Annotated in this window: 16 protein-coding genes and 6 tRNA genes; 8 read left to right on the top strand and 14 right to left on the bottom strand. The window is 66.3% G+C overall.

The features are described from left to right. Positions 1-12: 12 nt before the first annotated feature. The 7 genes from AC56LK_RS16920 to AC56LK_RS16890 all read left to right on the top strand — a co-directional run bounded on the left by AC56LK_RS16920 (position 13) and on the right by AC56LK_RS16890 (position 5,023). A complete protein-coding gene (locus AC56LK_RS16920) occupies positions 13-222 on the top strand; it encodes a hypothetical protein (RefSeq protein WP_497185653.1) in 210 nt (69 codons plus the stop codon). Beyond that, entirely contained in the window at positions 222-1,361 is a 1,140-nt protein-coding gene (locus AC56LK_RS16915) for a methyltransferase (RefSeq protein ID WP_497185652.1), read from the top strand. The genes AC56LK_RS16920 and AC56LK_RS16915 overlap by 1 nt, the downstream gene beginning before the upstream one ends. Before the next feature lie 49 nt (positions 1,362-1,410). Next, positions 1,411-1,487 (top strand) — tRNA-Met (locus AC56LK_RS16910). Between the two features lie 75 nt (positions 1,488-1,562). Beyond that, a complete protein-coding gene (locus AC56LK_RS16905) occupies positions 1,563-1,796 on the top strand; it encodes a hypothetical protein (RefSeq protein ID WP_497185651.1) in 234 nt (77 codons plus the stop codon). A 34-nt stretch (positions 1,797-1,830) separates the two neighbouring features. After that, entirely contained in the window at positions 1,831-3,240 is a 1,410-nt protein-coding gene (gene dbpA, locus AC56LK_RS16900; protein WP_497185650.1) for an ATP-dependent RNA helicase DbpA, read from the top strand. A 140-nt stretch (positions 3,241-3,380) separates the two neighbouring features. Then, complete coding sequence (locus tag AC56LK_RS16895) at positions 3,381-4,511, top strand: serine/threonine-protein kinase (RefSeq protein ID WP_497185649.1); 1,131 nt, start codon at positions 3,381-3,383, stop codon at positions 4,509-4,511. Then, positions 4,508-5,023: a TssQ family T6SS-associated lipoprotein gene (locus AC56LK_RS16890; protein ID WP_497185648.1), complete on the top strand. Its 516-nt coding sequence runs from the start codon at positions 4,508-4,510 to the stop codon at positions 5,021-5,023. The genes AC56LK_RS16895 and AC56LK_RS16890 overlap by 4 nt, the downstream gene beginning before the upstream one ends. A gap of 9 nt (positions 5,024-5,032) precedes the next feature. Here the strand turns inward: AC56LK_RS16890 and AC56LK_RS16885 are convergent, their stop codons facing one another. The 12 genes from AC56LK_RS16885 to AC56LK_RS16830 all read right to left on the bottom strand — a co-directional run bounded on the left by AC56LK_RS16885 (position 5,033) and on the right by AC56LK_RS16830 (position 13,597). Continuing rightward, entirely contained in the window at positions 5,033-6,622 is a 1,590-nt protein-coding gene (locus AC56LK_RS16885; RefSeq protein ID WP_497185647.1) for an amidase, read from the bottom strand. Between the two features lie 119 nt (positions 6,623-6,741). Further along, complete coding sequence (locus AC56LK_RS16880; protein ID WP_027863741.1) at positions 6,742-7,317, bottom strand: elongation factor P; 576 nt, start codon at positions 7,315-7,317, stop codon at positions 6,742-6,744. Between the two features lie 111 nt (positions 7,318-7,428). Next, positions 7,429-8,613 carry an elongation factor P maturation arginine rhamnosyltransferase EarP gene (earP, locus tag AC56LK_RS16875; RefSeq protein ID WP_497185646.1) on the bottom strand — a complete coding sequence of 395 codons (1,185 nt, stop codon included), beginning with the start codon at positions 8,611-8,613 and terminating at the stop codon, positions 7,429-7,431. An 83-nt stretch (positions 8,614-8,696) separates the two neighbouring features. Further along, positions 8,697-8,772, bottom strand: a tRNA-Glu gene (locus tag AC56LK_RS16870). Positions 8,773-8,811: 39 nt separating this feature from the next. Further along, a tRNA-Glu gene (locus AC56LK_RS16865) sits at positions 8,812-8,887 on the bottom strand. Between the two features lie 31 nt (positions 8,888-8,918). After that, positions 8,919-8,994: transfer RNA gene (locus tag AC56LK_RS16860), tRNA-Ala, on the bottom strand. Positions 8,995-9,070: 76 nt separating this feature from the next. Continuing rightward, a tRNA-Glu gene (locus tag AC56LK_RS16855) sits at positions 9,071-9,146 on the bottom strand. A gap of 30 nt (positions 9,147-9,176) precedes the next feature. Next, positions 9,177-9,252 (bottom strand) — tRNA-Ala (locus AC56LK_RS16850). A 125-nt stretch (positions 9,253-9,377) separates the two neighbouring features. After that, positions 9,378-10,769: a glutamate--tRNA ligase gene (gene gltX / locus AC56LK_RS16845; RefSeq protein WP_497185645.1), complete on the bottom strand. Its 1,392-nt coding sequence runs from the start codon at positions 10,767-10,769 to the stop codon at positions 9,378-9,380. Between the two features lie 83 nt (positions 10,770-10,852). After that, entirely contained in the window at positions 10,853-12,208 is a 1,356-nt protein-coding gene (locus AC56LK_RS16840) for an aminotransferase class I/II-fold pyridoxal phosphate-dependent enzyme (protein ID WP_497185644.1), read from the bottom strand. Between the two features lie 40 nt (positions 12,209-12,248). After that, on the bottom strand, positions 12,249-12,875 hold the full coding sequence (locus tag AC56LK_RS16835; RefSeq protein WP_497185643.1) for an EAL domain-containing protein: 627 nt from the start codon (positions 12,873-12,875) through the stop codon (positions 12,249-12,251). Continuing rightward, the gene (locus tag AC56LK_RS16830; protein ID WP_497185642.1) at positions 12,830-13,597 is read right to left on the bottom strand and encodes a hypothetical protein; all 768 of its coding nucleotides are present in this window, start codon (positions 13,595-13,597) and stop codon (positions 12,830-12,832) included. The genes AC56LK_RS16835 and AC56LK_RS16830 overlap by 46 nt, the downstream gene beginning before the upstream one ends. 182 nt (positions 13,598-13,779) lie before the next feature. Between AC56LK_RS16830 and AC56LK_RS16825 the strand changes: the two genes are divergently transcribed. Further along, positions 13,780-14,961, top strand: coding sequence for a sensor domain-containing phosphodiesterase (locus AC56LK_RS16825; protein ID WP_497185641.1), 1,182 nt, complete (start codon positions 13,780-13,782; stop codon positions 14,959-14,961). Positions 14,962-14,964: 3 nt separating this feature from the next. Here the strand turns inward: AC56LK_RS16825 and AC56LK_RS16820 are convergent, their stop codons facing one another. Both AC56LK_RS16820 and apbC read right to left on the bottom strand, forming a co-directional pair. Further along, the gene (locus AC56LK_RS16820; protein WP_497185640.1) at positions 14,965-15,171 is read right to left on the bottom strand and encodes a hypothetical protein; all 207 of its coding nucleotides are present in this window, start codon (positions 15,169-15,171) and stop codon (positions 14,965-14,967) included. 180 nt (positions 15,172-15,351) lie between these two features. Then, complete coding sequence (gene apbC, locus AC56LK_RS16815) at positions 15,352-16,440, bottom strand: iron-sulfur cluster carrier protein ApbC (RefSeq protein ID WP_497185639.1); 1,089 nt, start codon at positions 16,438-16,440, stop codon at positions 15,352-15,354. Positions 16,441-16,565 lie beyond the last annotated feature (125 nt).

Raw genomic sequence — 16,565 nt, 5'->3', positions numbered from 1 at the left:
CAGCATACCGATATGAAACCTGCCCGCTTCCTCACTTTCAAATGCGCCAAGTGCGCCAAACCGGTCAAGGTCACCCTGCAGAAGGTCTCGGCCTGCTCGCACATCCATCCTTACCTGGGCGTCTGCGAATGCGGCGAGCCCAAGCGTCACGCCACCGGCAGCCCGGACGCCGTCAAGTCCTACCTGGAGTCGGCCGACGGCAACTGGCACCACCACCACTGATGAGCGCCATCACGTGGCTCGAGGGCGGCGCCGAGCGCAGCGCACAGTGGCGCTCGGAAAGCGGCTGGCCGGCGCCGAAGAAGGTGGTCGTCGCCGACGACACCATGAATGCCGACACCGCCTACCGGCTGTCGCTGGAAGGCACCGCCCTGCTCTGGCGCGGCGACTTCCAGAACGCGCGCCAGCTGCTGAACGCGCTGGTGCGCCGCGTCGAACACAAGAGCGATCGAAGCCGCCGCGCCAAGGCCCAGAAAGCCCCGGCCACGCCGACCGAGCTGTTCCACCGCCACCGCCTGCAGCAGCTGCAGCGCGCCCGCACCCTGGCCATGCTCCTGATTCCCTTCGAGGCCGGCCACGGCATCCCGCTGCGCCGGGCACCGGACGTGCATGAAGCCTGCCTCGAAGCCTACGGACCGGCGGATGCGCCCTACGTCGCCTCGCTGCGCGAACTGCTGGGCGTGATCGGCGCCCACGAATGGCGCCGCAAGGGCGTGCGCATTCCCGCGCTCGATGCCAACATCCACCCCTGGTACGGCGTGTTCTCGCCGGTGCGCGGCGAATACGTCGAGCTGGTGGCGCAGGCGCCGCTGCCCAAGGGCGCCAAACGCGCCTTCGACATCGGCGCCGGCACCGGCGTGCTGTCGGCGGTGCTGGCCCGGCGCGGCATCATGCAGGTGCTCGCAACCGACATGGATGCCCGCGCCCTCGGCTGTGCACGCGAGAACATCGCGCGCCTCGGCCTCGGCGCCCAGGTCGAGATCGTGCAGGCCGACCTGTTCCCCGAAGGACGTGCGCCCCTGGTGGTCTGCAATCCGCCCTGGCTGCCCGGTAAGCCCAGCTCGGCCATCGAATATGCGATCTACGATCCCGACAGCCGCATGCTCAGGGGTTTCCTCGGCGGGCTGGCCGCCCACCTCGAACCGGGCGGCGAAGGCTGGCTGATCCTGTCGGACCTGGCCGAACACCTCGGCCTGCGCCCGCGCGAACAGCTGCTCGGCTGGATAGCCGATGCCGGGCTCGAGCTCGTGGCCCGCCACGACGTGCGTCCGACCCACGCCAAGGCGAGCGACCCCGACGATCCCCTGCATGTGGCGCGCGCGAAAGAAGTGACCTCGCTGTGGCGTTTGCGCGCGACGTAATTGTTTGATTGCGCCGGCTGTTGATCCGCGCTATAATCTTTTTCTCAGACGCGGGGTGGAGCAGTCTGGCAGCTCGTCGGGCTCATAACCCGAAGGTCACAGGTTCAAATCCTGTCCCCGCAACCAAATACCGACAAAAGCCCGACTCTTGCAGCCGGGCTTTTGTTTTCTGTGGCAGCAAAAGCAGCGCACTATAAGCTGATGAGAGACAAGAAAGACAACGCGACAATCGACCTGCCGGGCTTCGAACCCGCTGCACCGCTTGACCCCGTTGTCGAACCGAAGCGCACCGCCCCGCGGGCGCGCCGCGTCTCCCTGAAACAGGAGCAACTCGAGTTGCTCGAAGAAACCGATACGTCCGGCCTGCCTGTCTGGCGCCGCGACGACAAGCTCGACCTGACCGGCCTGCCGGTCTGGGCGCCGGCCTCAGCGTAGTTCGCCTCGGGCCAACCCTTTTGGCTGGACTACCATGAACACGCAACCCTTCACTTCGCTGCCACTGGCGCCGCGCTTCCTCGCCAACCTCGCCACCCTGGGCTACCACGGGATGACGCCGATCCAGGCGGAATCCCTGCCGGCGGTGCTGGAAGGACGCGACCTGATCGCCCAGGCCAAGACCGGCAGCGGCAAGACCGCCGCCTTCGGCATCGGCGTGCTGCACAAGCTCAATCCCGCCTGGTTCGCGGTACAGGGCCTGGTGCTGTGCCCGACGCGCGAACTGGCCGACCAGGTGGCGAACGAACTGCGGCGCCTCGCGCGCGGCGTCGGCAACGTCAAGATCCTGACCCTGACCGGCGGCGTGGCCATGCGCCCGCAGATCGCCTCGCTCGAGCACGGCGCCCACATCGTGGTCGGCACCCCGGGCCGCATCCGCGACCACCTCGGCCGCCACACCCTCGACCTGTCGAAGGTGCAGACCCTGGTGCTGGACGAAGCCGACCGCATGACCGACATGGGCTTCTACGACGAGATCGCCGGCATCGTGAGCGCCTGCCCGGAACGTCGCCAGACCCTGCTGTTCTCGGCCACCTACCCGGACGACATCCGCTTCGCCACCGCCGGTTTCCTGCGCGATCCGCTCGAAGTGGCGGTCGAAAGCCAGCACAGCGCCGAGAAGATCGAGCAGCGCTTCTTCGAGATCGGTTTCGAGGGCCGCGACGAAGCGGTCGCACGCCTGCTCAAGCATTACCAGCCCGTTTCCACCCTCGCCTTCTGCAACACCAAGGCCCACTGCCGCGAGCTGGCCGAACACCTGCGCGCGCAAGGCTTCTCGGCGCTGGCCCTGTACGGCGAGCTGGAACAGTGGGAGCGCGACGAGATCCTGGTGCTGTTCTCCAACCGCAGCTGCTCGGTGCTGGTGGCGACCGACGTCGCCGCGCGCGGCCTCGACATCGCCAACCTCGACACCGTGATCAATGCCGACGTGTCGAAGGATCCGGAAGTGCACGTGCACCGCATCGGCCGCACCGGCCGTGCCGGCGAAAGCGGCCTGGCGCTGACCCTGGCCGCGCCCAACGAAAAGAAATGGGTGCGCCTGATCGAGGAATACCAGGACGCGCCGGCCGAATGGCACCCGCTCGACGAACTGGGCGAACACCAGGAGGCCGCCGCGCCGGCGCCGATGCTGACCCTGCACATCGCCGGCGGCAAGAAAGCCAAGCTGCGCCCGGGCGACATCCTCGGCGCCCTGACCGGCGACGCCGGCCTGACCAAGGACCAGGTCGGCAAGATCAACGTCGGCGAGTTCGCCAGCTACGTCGCGCTCGACCGCCACGCCGCCCACGCGGCGGTGGCCAAACTGCGCGACCGCCAGGCGCCGGGGCCGGAATTCGGCGCCATCAAGGGGCGCTATTTCAAGATGCGCTTCCTTCAGGTGTAAGCAGTTGTAACAGCTGCGCACGCTTCGCTCAGCAGCGACACCGGCGCGGCAAATCTGGCATTATTTGTCAAAATACAAATACCGCGCCGGGACACATTCTGGACAGCCTCCTGTGTGTCGGGGCGCGGCTCGATGCCATGATGACCAGCACACCCGTAACCCAGCAACAGCAGACCGACGGCCGGACCGTGCGTGAAGTGGTCGAGTTCAACCAGGAACTCGTCAACGAGGTCTGGTGCCGGCGGATCTTCCGCCAGATCCTGCAATCGCTCGAACTGCAGTACGCGATGCAGATGCCGCACCGCCCGATCAGCCCGGATACCTTGCTGGTGCTCGACTCCGGCGATCCCATGCTCCTGCCCTCGCAGGAAGTCGGCACCGAATGGTCGGAAGCCGGCGACATGCATGACCTCGCGGCGGTCGTCCATTACGCGATCACCAGGGAATATCCGCCGGCCGCGCCGCTGCAGGGACGCGTATCGGGAACACCGGGCAGCGGCGACGACTACAGCGAGACCTTCATCACCGCGGTCGACCGCTGTCTGTCGCCCGACCCGCAACAGCGCCCCCGCAGCATCGAACAACTGCGCAACCTGCTCGGCATCGTGCCGCTCGGCCCGGCCGTGCCGGCGCAGCCGCTGTCCGCGCCGCCGCCCCCTCCTCCGGCGGCCTCCTTCCTCGATGATCCGGCTCCGGTGGCCGAAAAAGGACGCCTGCAGCGCTGGCTCATGCTGCTGGCCGCGGCCACCGTGCTGCTGGCCGCGCTCGGCGCCCTGTTCGCGCTGCTGCACCAGGCCGATTCACGCGATACGGTGACCTTGGCCTTGCCGGGCGACACCCCGGCCGGGCAGGAAGCGGCCCCTCCTGCCCCACCCGAACCTGCGCCGCCCGCCGGCGTGACCGGCACCGCCGACCCGTTCGCACTGGCCGCGGCGGCGCCCGAGGCCCAGCCTGGCACGGCCCCGGCCGGCATCCCGCCGCCGGCAACTGCCGCAGTCCCGCCGCCAAGCGCGCCGGCGCTGGCGAGCCGGCCGGTGCCCGCCGCAGCCGGCGCCAGCTACAAACTGATGATCAAACCCTGGGGCATGGTCCAGGTCGACGGCGTCGACCGCGGCGCCAGCCCGCCGCTCAAGCGCCTGGTCCTGGCGCCGGGCCAGCACACGATCCGCATCGTCAACCCGAACTTCCCCGAGCACACCGTGGTCGTGAACGCCGTCCAGGGCGCCACCTCGGTGATCGAACTGGACTTTACTGAAGAGGAGGTCGAGTGAATCCCGCAGTGCCGCCATCCGTCTTACGCGCCGGCCTGCTCGGCGCCGCGCTGCTGCTCGGCGGCTGCGCCGAGCTGAATTCGCAGCTGAATTCCATCATGGGCAAGAACGATCCGCCGCGCTCCCAGGGACGCAGCGAGGAACGCGCGCGCGCGCGGGCCGAACGCGTCGAGCGCAACGAGCGCCCCGCCCCGCGCGCTGAACGTCCCGCCTCCGACCGCGACGACATCGCCCTGCGCGAAGGCATCGCCCTCTACAACGACGGCGACTTCAATGGCGCGATCAAGCGCCTGAATTCCGGCGACATGAACGGCGGCTCGCTGCGCAACCGCGTCAGCGCGCTCAAGTACGCGGCCTTCAGCTACTGCGTCACCAACCGGCCGGTTCCCTGCCGCCAGGCCTTCGAACGCGCGCTGCGCCTCGATCCGGCCTTCGACCTGGCGCCCGGCGAACAGGGCCACCCGCTGTGGGGACCGCAGTTCGCCAAGGCCAAACAGGGCGCCGGACGCTGATGCCTGGCCTTACAGCTTGATGTTGATGCTCGCAGGGTACATCGGCGCACGGCGGCGCTTCGACGCCTGTTCGTAGGCATAGGCCATGCCGATCAGGGCTGCCTCGCTCCAGGCGCCGCCCACGAAGGAGATCCCCACCGGCAGCCCGCGCGTGAAGCCGGCCGGCACCGTGATGTGCGGATAGCCCGCCACCGCGGCCGGGGTCGAGAAGCTGCCGCCGTAGTGGTCGCCGTTGATATAGTCGGTGAGCCAGGCCGGACCGCCGGTCGGCGCCACCAGCGCATCCAGCTTGTGCTCCTTCATGACCTGGTCGATGCCTTCGTCGCGCGCATAGCGCAAGTCATTGGCCAGCGCCTCGCGGTATTCGCGCGCATCCAGGCCCGGCTTGGCCTGGGCTGCGAGCAGGTGTTCCTGCTTGAAATACGGCATTTCGCGCGCCGCGTGCTTCTCGTTGAAGGCGATCACATCGGCCATGTTCCTGACGGGCGCGTGCGGCGCATAGTTCTTCAGCCAGGCCTCCAGCCCAGGCGCGAATTCGTACAGCAGCACCTCCAGTTCGCTCTCGTTGTACTTGTCGGCATTCGGCAGCTTGACGTCGACCAAGGTCGCGCCCTGTGCCTTCAGCACCGCCAGTTCCTTCTCGATGATGGCGTCGACCGCGTCATTGCTGCCGAAGAAATTGCGTGCGACACCGATGCGCTTGCCCTTGAGCCCATCCGTGCGCAGGGCCGCCGCGTAGTCCCCCATGTTGCGCTTGCTGTCGGCGGTCGCCTTGTCATCCGCATCCGGGCCCGCCATGGCGGCCAGCATCAGCGCCGCGTCGGCCACGCTGCGCGTCATCGGGCCGGCCGTGTCCTGCGAATGGGCGATCGGGATGATGCCGCTGCGGCTGAGCAGGCCCAGGGTCGGCTTGAGGCCGACGATGCCGCACGAGGAAGAAGGCGAGACGATCGAGCCGTCGGTCTCGGTGCCCACGGTCAGCGTGGCCAGACTGGCCGCCGCGGCCGCGCCCGAGCCCGAGCTGGAGCCGCTGGTATTGCGGTCGAGCGCATACGGGTTCCTGGTCTGGCCGCCACGGCCGCTCCAGCCGCTGACCGACTTGGTCGAGCGCATGTTCGCCCATTCGGACAGATTGGTCTTGCCGATGATGACGGCGCCGGCATTGCGCAGCAGCGTCACGATGTGCGCGTCCTTGACCGCACGCACGCCGTCGAGGGCCAGCGAGCCTGCGCTGGTGCTCATCCGGTCGGCGGTGGCGATATTGTCTTTCAACAGGACCGGAATGCCGTGCAGCGGTCCGCGCAGCTTGCCGGCCGCGCGTTCGCGGTCCATCTCGGCCGCAATCCTGAGGGCGTCCGGATTGGTTTCGATGACCGCATTCAGGCGCGGCCCGGCCTTGTCGATGGCCGCGATGCGCGCGAGATAGCGGGTCACCAGGGTCTTCGAGCTGAGCTTGCCCGCCGCCATCGCCTCCTGCTGCTCGCGCACGCCCGCATCCAGGATGCCGCCGGCGTCCGGCGCCGCGGCCTGCGCGCTGCCTGCAGCGCCGGCCACCGCGCCCGCTGCCACTCCCAGTCGTACGAAATCCCTGCGGTCCATCCTGTCTCCCAATGTTTTTATTGAAAGCAATAGGATAGCAGTACGGCAAAATTCGGGGAGGTCCGGCGAAAAAAAACGCTGCCCGCAGGCAGCGTCTTTTCCACGAAGAGAGCCGGTGCTTAGTTACGCACGACTTTCTTGTATTCGTTGGTGCGGGTGTCGATTTCGATGACGTCGTCGGTGCTGACGAACAGCGGCACCATCACGGTGTGCTGCTTGGCTTCGATGGCGTTCTCGATCTTGGCTTCCTTCAGGACGTTGCCCGAGGTGTTGCCCTTGACGGCCGGCTCCGAGTACACGACCAGGCGTGCGATGGTGGTCGGCAGTTCGACCGAGATCGCCTTGCCGTCGTAGAACACGGCTTCGCATTCCATACCGTCTTTCAGGTAGTTGATGGCGTCGCCCATGTTCTCTTCTTCGATTTCGTACTGGTTGTACTCTTCGTCCATGAAGACATACAGCGGGTCGGCGAAGTACGAGTAGGTCACCGGCTTCTTGTCCAGCACGACCACGTCGAACTTGTCGTCGCCGCGGAACACGTTCTCCAGCGGAGCATTGGTCAGAAGATTCTTCATCTTCCACTTGTAGGTGAAGCCCGTGCGGCTCGAACCGTTCACGTCGGAACGCAGCACGATGAACGGCTTGTCTTCGACCATAATGATGTTGCCAACACGGATTTCTTTAGCGAATTTCATAGTAGTTTTACGTAAAAAGTAAGTTGCATTAAATCAGCGGTGGCCGGTGAGCGAAGAGAGCCTTGAAGCCTACGTTTGATCCTGTGTATTTCGTTACAGACTAACCGCGCATTATACCGGATTTTCCGCAGCAAGCCTCAGGGCGCGGGCAAATTCGAGCAGGTTCGTCGTCAAATCACCATGGGCAAGCACGTCCCTGCGCCATGCTTCTGCACGAATGACAATGCGCGGCAGCGCGGCTTGCAAGTCCTGCCATGCCGCGGGCCAGGACCCGATGTCGAGCGCGCCATTCCAGCCGAGCGCAAACGTACTGAGTGCCTCGAGCCCCTCGTGTTCGGCCTGTGCATAGCGGCCGAGGAAGGCACGCAGTTTCTTATGGTGCAGGTTTTCTTCCTGCGGATAAATGTGCCAAACAAAGGGCCGGCCCGCCCATTGTGCGCGCACGAAGGAATCCTCGCCGCGCACGAAGTTCAGGTCGCAGGCCCACAGCAGGCGGTCATAGTCCGGCTGCGGCACGAAGGGCAGCACGCGCACGGTGAGCGCACCCCGGGTGGCGCTGGCGCCTGCGCGCCCTTCGATACCGAGGAAGGCGCCGATCGCTTCCGCCGCCACGCCCTCCGGCACCAGGCAGGTCACAGGCCGGCGACCTTCCGACCACGCACGCAAGAGTTCGGCGGCCGGCGCATGCGGATAACAGAACAGCGACACCTTGAGCGCATCCATCTCGTCCGCGCGCATGCCGAAGCGGGCCAGGAAGCCGGCCATCGCCGCGCGGTCGGCCTGGAAGGCCAGGCGCTGCTCGTCCAGGCCGGCTTCGTGCAGCAGGCCGCCGGTGCGGGCCGTGAAGCCGGGGAAGAAGAAGTGCTTGGTCAGCTTCAGGCGCGGGTGCATGGACGGCAGCCGGTGGCAGCCTTCCACCCATTCTTCCGCCGTCAAACCCTCGAGGTTGAACCACAGCGGGCGCGGCGTGCGCTGGGCCATGGCCGCGACATAGCCGGGCGGCGGATCGACCGCGAAGAATTCGATGACGATGTCGGCGACCTCGCCGGGCGTGAAGCTCCCCTCCTGGCCGCGCCAGTGGCGCACCTGCACGCCTTCGACCTGCTGGGCGTCGGCGGCGACGTCGACCGCCGGACAGATGCGGCGGAAGCTGGCCAGGTCGTCGACCCACAGCGTGACCTGAACGCCGTGTTCGTTCCACAGCTGGCGCGCCAGGCGCCAGCAGATGCCGATGTCGCCGTAGTTGTCGACGACTTTGCAGAAAATTGCGAGGGTCAGAGCTGGATTGGATGGCATGTCGATCACGCAAAAGCGACGGACAAAAAGAAAAACCGGAGCACCTCTCCGCGCAAGCGCGTTGGTCTACTCCGGTCTTGTGCTGGCGTCCCCACGGGGATTCGAACCCCGGTACTCACCGTGAAAGGGTGATGTCCTAGGCCTCTAGACGATGGGGACCTTGAACTGTACTTGCTGCTGCTACTCTTACCAAATTCTTGGCGTCCCCACGGGGATTCGAACCCCGGTACTCACCGTGAAAGGGTGATGTCCTAGGCCTCTAGACGATGGGGACCCGGACGGTCAGAACTGTTGTTTTTCCTACGTGGTGGAGGTAAGCGGGATCGAACCGCTGACCTCTTGCATGCCATGCAAGCGCTCTCCCAGCTGAGCTATACCCCCTACGGGAAAACAACATTCTAACATACTGCATTTACTTCTACTACTGCGTGCCGCTGGTTGCACGCTGCCAGAAACCTGGCGTCCCCACGGGGATTCGAACCCCGGTACTCACCGTGAAAGGGTGATGTCCTAGGCCTCTAGACGATGGGGACCTTGAACTACCATACTGCACTTCAGAGTGTTGGTGGAGGTAAGCGGGATCGAACCGCTGACCTCTTGCATGCCATGCAAGCGCTCTCCCAGCTGAGCTATACCCCCTCTTCACTGTACCTTACTGCCTACTGCTTCGTACCGTGTGCTGCTGAAGTGCGAGCATTATAGCGGAGCGCCTTGCATTTCGCAAATACCTGTTTTCAGAAAATGCGCGCTCCACAAACAGGGCCTTAAAGATGCTTGGCTATCCGCGCCAGCACCACGTCGCGGCCGAACAATTCCAGCACCGCATCGATGGCCGGCGTCTGCAGCTGGCCGGTGACGATCAGGCGCAGCGGCATCGCGATCTGCGGCATCTTCAGGCCGTGCGCGGCAAGGACTTCCTTGAACATGGCGGCGATCGCGGCCTTGTTCCATTCCACGTCCTTGCAACGCTCGGCAAAGGCGGCCAGCGCAGGACGCACCGCATCCGTCAGGTGCTGGGCCAGCAGCGCGGCATCCGGCTTCGGCTCGCGGTAGAACAGCATCGCGGTATCGGCCAGCTCATTGATGGTATTGGTGCGGTCCTTCACCAGCGCGATGACGGTCGCCAGCGCCGGTGCGCCCTCGAAGGCAGCGCCCTCGCGTTCCAGCACCGGGCGCGCCAGCGCGGCCAGGCGCTCGTTGTCGGCCTGCTTGATGTAATGGTTGTTCAGCCAGGCCAGCTTTTCCGGATTGAACTGTGCCGCCGACGCGGTCAGGTGCTCCAGGTTGAACCACTCGGTGAACTGCTCCATCGAGAAGATCTCGTCGTCGCCGTGGCTCCAGCCCAGGCGCGCAAGATAATTGAGCATCGCTTCCGGCAAATAGCCCTGCTCCGGATATTGCATCACGCTGACCGCGCCGTGGCGCTTCGACAGCTTCTGGCCGTCGGCGCCCAGGATCATCGGCAGGTGGCCGTACTGCGGCAGTTCGGCGCCCAGCGCGCGCAGGATGTTGATCTGGCGCGGCGTGTTGTTCACGTGGTCGTCGCCGCGCAGCACGTGGGTGATCTTCATGTCCCAGTCATCCACGGACACGCAGAAGTTGTAGGTCGGGGTGCCGTCCGGGCGCGCGATGATGAGGTCGTCGAGTTCCTTGTTGGCGATGGTGATCGGGCCCTTGACCACGTCGACCCAGGTGACTTCGCCGTCGAGCGGATTCTTGAAGCGCACCACCGGCTTGGCGCCTTCCGGTACCGGCGGGAGCTCCTTGCCCGGCTCCGGGCGCCAGGTGCCGTCGTAGCGCGGCTTCTCGCCCGCTGCGCGCATGCGCTCGCGCATCGCTTCGACTTCTTCCGGCGAGCAGTAGCACAGGTAGGCCGTGCCCTGCTCCAGCATCGATGCCACCACCTCGCGGTAGCGGTCCATGCGCTGCATCTGGTAGAACGGGCCTTCGTCGTGCGCCAGGCCGAGCCACTGCATGCCGTCCAGGATGGCCTGGACCGCCTCCGGCGTCGAGCGTTCGAGATCGGTGTCTTCGATGCGCAGGATGAAGGTGCCGTCGAAGTGGCGTGCATAGGCCCAGGAATACAGCGCGGTGCGGGCGCCGCCCAGGTGGAGGTAGCCGGTCGGGCTCGGAGCGAAACGTGTGCGGACGGTCATGGCGGGATGCAAAAAAGGTAAAAGGGGTATTTTACCCCGCCACCGGCGGCGCACGCAGCATGCGCCGCCCTTCCCTGCCGGGCTTAGGCCGCCCCGGATGGGCGCAGCACCGGCCGCGGCGCATCGTGTGCGCGCCGCAGCGCCGATGCCAGCATCTTCGCCGCGCGCCGGATCTGGGCCGGCGTATGCTTTGCCATCACCTGCAGGCGCAGGCGCGCCGCGCCCAGCGGCACGCCCGGGAACTCCATCGGATTGACGAACACCCCTTCACGCGCCAGCAGCATGCCGGCCACCCGTACCGCGGCTTCGCTGCCGGTCCAGAGCGGGACGATCGGCGACGCCGCGCCGAGGCAGCGCATGCCTTCCTCCTGCAGCAGCGCGCGCAGCTCGACCGCGTTGCGCATCAGGTCCGCGCGCAGGACATCCCCCTCGCTGCCGGCCACGATGCGCAGGCATTCCAGCACTGTGGCCGCCTGCATCGGCGACAGGGCGTTCGAGAACATGTGCGGGCCGGCGAACAGCTGCAACTGGCGCCGCAGGCTGCCCTCGTTGCAGGCCACGAAGCCGCCGTTCGAGGCGAAGGTCTTGGAAAAGGCCCCCATCACGATGTCGATCTTGCCCAGCATGCCCTGGGCCCCGATCACGCCGGTGCCACCCGGCCCCAGCGCGCCAAGGTCATGCGCCACGTCGACCAGCAACGTGGCGCCGTACTCGCGGCACAGGTACTGGGTCAGGGGCAGGTCCGGGCTGTCGGCATCCATGCTGAACAAGCCTTCGGTGACGACCAGGATGGCGCCGTTGGCGTCCACCGCGCGGATCCCGGCCAGCAGCTCGCGCAGGTGGTCGCAATCGAGATGGCGGAACGCCGACAAGTTGCGGGTCGCCGCCGCCGCGCCCTGGCGCAGCGAGGCATGCGCCAAGGCGTCGATCAGGACGTAGTCGCCGCCGTGCACCAGGGCCGTCACCGCGCCGAAGGCCGCGCCCCAGCCGGTCGGGAACAGCACCACGTGCTGGCAATGCAGCAGCGCGCCGAGGCTGTGTTCCAGCGCGCCGGAATAGCGGCTGTTCCCCAGCAGGATGGCCGAGCCGGCGCTGTGCGGGCCGCATTCCGCCAGCACGCGCATGGCGGCGTCGATCACGTCCGGATGGCCGGCAAGCGACAAGTAATCCTGCGACGCGAAATTGATGCCCTGGCGCGCCGCCAGGCCATCGCCCTCGACGGTGGCCAGCGGCGCCGGCGGCCCCTCCAGCGTGCGGCCGTAGGGCCAGACCCCGTGCCGCATGCGCAGCGCGCACCAGTCGTCGAGCGGCGCGGCGCGGCGCAGCAGGTCCGGGCCGCGCGGCTGGCGGAACAGGGCGACATTGCCGCCCAGCGCACCCGACGCGGCCAGCGCGTCCAGGTCGTGGGCGGGATCAAAGGGAATCGGTTCATTCAGCACGGCGTCCTCCGGCAGAAAATCAGGTGAATCGGGTCGGTATTCAGGCCGGCACCAGGGGTGTCCCGACCTGGCGCGCCAGCAGTGCGGCGACGTCGGCGGGCGGCAGCGGCCGGGCGAACAAGTAACCCTGGGCCGCGTCGCAGCCCATCGCGCACAGGTCGGCCAGCTGCTCGGGCGTCTCGACCGCCTCGGCGATCACGCTCAGGCCGAGGCGGTGCGCCATCGCCACGATGGCTTCGGCGATCGCGAACGGGCGATTGCGTGCCGCACCGGCGCCGCTGCCGGCGCCGAGGCGGCGCACGAACAGGCCATCCATCTTCAGGATGTCCACCGGCAGCTCGGACAGGTAGTTCAGGCTCGAATAGCCGGTGCCGAAATCGTCGATCGAGACCACGACGCCGGCCTGGCGCAGGCCGTTCATCGGGGCGTAGTTGGCGACCAGGTCCTCGATCAGCATGCCCTCGGTGATCTCGAGGTCGAGGCAGCGCGCCGGCAGCCCGGGCTCCTTCAGCTGGCGCGCCGACAGGTTGACCGCGGTCTTGATTTCGGGGAGCCCGGCCGCGCTCCAGGCGCGGTTCTGCAGGCAGGCGGTGCGCAGCGCCCAGTCGCCGATCGGCACGATCATGCCGGTCTCCTCGGCCAGCGGGATGAAGCGGCCCGGGTCCACGCGCCCTCGCTGCGCTCCTTCTCGCGCTCGATCAGGCCGAGCAGGAAGCGGCGGTTGTGGCTGCCGGTAAGCTCGTCGCGGATCGCCAGTTCGTTGATGGTCGACAGGGCACGCTGCAGCTTGACGAAGCCTTCGGTCTTGGTCAGCTCGAACAGCAGCACGAACACCAGCACCACCACGTACAGGCCCAGGTTGCAGATCAGGTGCAGTAGCGGCATGTCGAGGGTCGGCATGGCGGGAGTGGCCCAGCCGAGGGCCGGCAAGCCCCAGGCCGTGGCGGCGGCGACGCAGCTCGCCGCCAGCCAGAACACGCCGCTGCCGACGCCGCCGAGGAACATCGCCACCATCGGCGCCGTGATCAGCCAGCTGGCCGTGGGTGCGTGGATGCCGCCCAGGTGCCAGGTCAGCCAGGTGAAATTGAAGAACAGCGCGCACAGGAACAGCTCGCGCGCCAGGGCGATGCTTCCGCTCAGGCGCAGCACCGGCGGCGCCATCAGCATGAACAGGCAGCAGGCCAGGATCTCGACGGCCGCCAGTTCCAGGCCGAGCAGCCAGTAGGCCAGCGCATACAGGGGGCCGGCGGTGGCCGCCATCAGCGCCGCGTTGACGACGTTCTCGGCCCGCGCCAGCACGGCGGGGGCGTGCCGCAGCCTGGCGGGTACGAACAGGTGAGCCGCGTCCAGGTAACGCCCGCGCCACCGCTGCCTGCTGTCGTCGCTCATCGGATTCCCGTGCACTTCACTCCAACATTGAGTGTATGCACGGAAATTTCGTGTAATCTTATTTTCGAGCAGAAAGTCACGTAAAAAGCGACTGTGGCTGCACATCGCCATCACAAGGCGGACGATGTATGCTGGGAGGGACAGCCCTTAGCATCCCGATTCAATGAACGAAGGCCGTCAACATGCTAGACCTGGTGCACAACAAGTCGACACCACCACTCAGCGACATCATTCACTCAGCGGTCGACCTGGCACGCATCTGCCTGCGGATGGACGTGGCATTCGTGTCCGAGTTCAAGGGCGGTCGCCGCGTCTTCCGGCACATCGCTGCGATGGATGGCCAACTGCCGGTCCTGGAAGGCCGTTCCGATCCGCTGGATGAGAGCTACTGTCAGCACATCGTCAACGGCACGATCCCGCCGGTCGTCGACGACAGCCATATCTATCCCGTCCTGAAGCGGCTGAGTGCCACGGAAGCCATGCAGATCCGCGGCCACATGGGTGTGCCCATCTGGCTCTCCGATGGGTCGGTGTTCGGGACATTCTGCTGCTATAGCCACAGGCCGTCTTCAACGATCCGCGAGGTGGAGGTGGAGGCCATGGGACGATTCGCCAGCCTGATTGCGATCATGCTGGAACAGCGGGTGCTGGCCGAGCGCGCCACCGAGAAGACCTGCGCCCTATTGTCCGAGCTCATCCACGGACGCAGAATCGACATCGCCTATCAGCCGATCGTCGATCTCGCGACGGCAGAGGTCATCGGTTACGAGGCGCTTGCCCGCTTCCCGGTTTCGCCTGAGCGCGGACCGGATAAATGGTTCGCGGACGCTCACCAGGTGGCAAAGGGAGCCGAACTCGAATTGCTGGCCATCGAGCTCGCCGTTTCCCGGCTTGCCGACCTTCCCACCCAGGCCTACCTCGCCCTGAACATTTCACCGCATACGATCCTGAGCGGCAAGCTGGATGCCTTGCTGCGGGAAGTCCATCTGCACAGGCTGGTGCTGGAGGTGACCGAACATGCCCCGATCGAGGAATATGCAGCCCTGTCCGGCGCGCTGGAGCGTTTGCGCCGGTCCGGCCTCCGACTGGCGATCGATGACGCCGGTTCGGGCTATGCGAGCTTCCGTCACATCCTCCAGCTGCAGCCCGACATCATCAAGCTCGACCAGAGCCTGATCAGCCGGATCGACCTCGATCCGGGACGCCGCGCGCTCGCCGCCGCCTTGACCGGCTTCGCCAGGGACACCGGCTGCGCCGTGGTCGCCGAAGGTGTCGAGACGGATGCCGAGCTGGCGGTGCTGCGCAGCCTGGGCGTCAAGGCCGGGCAGGGCTACCTGTTCGGGCGTCCTGCGCGGATCCCCTGAGATTCAGGTTGCCTCCTCCTGCGCCACCTGGTGCTCGACCAGCGTGCGGGTGATCGTTCCGGGTTCGTCCAGCTCGCGTTTCGCCAGCTCCCTCAGCTCTTCTTTGATCAGCCCGCCCAGCAGGGCGGCGCGGAGCGCCTGCGCTTCCGCTTCCCGTCCCAGCCCGCGCAGCACGGCGATGCCGATCGCGGTTCTCCTTATCAGATTCATCAGGTCGGCGACCAGTCGCAGGAACAGGGTTGGTCATGAAATACTCGGTGCGCGCCGGCGCGGGCAACTGTTCAGCCTCCGCGTACAGCTGCTGGAGGAAGGCCAGCAGCTCGCCATGACGGCCCCCAGCCTCGAGGGCATTCATGCGTTCGAGGCGCGAATTGACCATCTGGTAAAAACTCAGTCGTTCTTGACGACGATGCTCGGGAATTTGCTGCTCATGTCCTTCGCCTTCTCGGCCACCCTGACGGCGACCTTGCGCGCGATTTGTTTATAGACCGCGGCCACGGCGCCGTCCGGATCCGCCACCACGGTCGGGCGGCCGGAATCGGTCTGCTCGCGGATCGACAGGGTCAATGGCAGCTTGCCGAGGAAGTCGACGCCGAAGTCGCGGCACATCTTCTCGCCGCCGCCTTCGCCGAAGATCGATTCGTGGTGGCCGCAGTTCGAGCAGATGTGGGTGCTCATGTTCTCGACCACGCCGATGATCGGGATACCGACCTTCTCGAACATCTTGAGGCCCTTGCGCGCGTCCAGCAGGGCGATGTCCTGGGGCGTGGTGACGATCACGGCGCCCGTGACCGGCACCTTCTGCGACAGGGTCAGCTGGATGTCGCCGGTCCCCGGCGGCATGTCGACGATCAGGTAATCGAGGTCGCGCCAGTTGGTCTGCTCGAGCAGCTGCTGGAGCGCGCCGGTGACCATCGGGCCGCGCCAGACCATCGGCTCGTCCGGATCGATCATGAAGCCGATCGAGGATACCTGCACGCCGTGGTTCTCGAGCGGCTCCATGGTCTTGCCGTCGCGGCTCTCGGGACGCCCGTTAATCCCCAACATCATCGGCTGCGAAGGGCCGTAGATGTCGGCGTCGAGGATGCCGACGCTGGCGCCCTCGGCGGCCAGGGCCAGCGCCAGGTTGACGGCCGTGGTCGACTTGCCGACCCCACCCTTGCCCGAGGCGACGGCGATGATGTTCTTCACGTTCGGCATGATCTTCAGGCCGCGCTGGACCGCGTGCGACAGGATCTTGCTGTATACCTTGACCGTTACGTTGCCGAGTCCCGGCAGCGCCCTGAGGCCGGCGACCACGCTGTCGCGGATCGCGGCGACCTGGCTGGCCGCCGGATAACCCAGCTCGACGTCCAGCGCGACGTCGGCGCCGCTGAGTTTGAGATTCTTGATCGACTTGGAAGAGACGAAATCCTTCCCGGTGTTAGGATCGATAACTGCCGACAATGCCGCCTTGACGTCGTTCTCAGTAATGCTCATGTATTTCTCCAAGTGATAAGGCCGAAGTGTAGCAAAAAACGCGGGGGTCTTCTTATTGGTTTGGCAAACCCCGCCCTGGCCCCTGCGCATGTGGGGCCTTCCGCTGGTAAAATGCTTCTTTCCAT

Source organism: Telluria sp. ZB4P36, from assembly GCF_059685865.1.
Note: the sequence above shows the minus strand (reverse complement) of the source record. Positions and strands in the feature narration are given on the sequence as shown.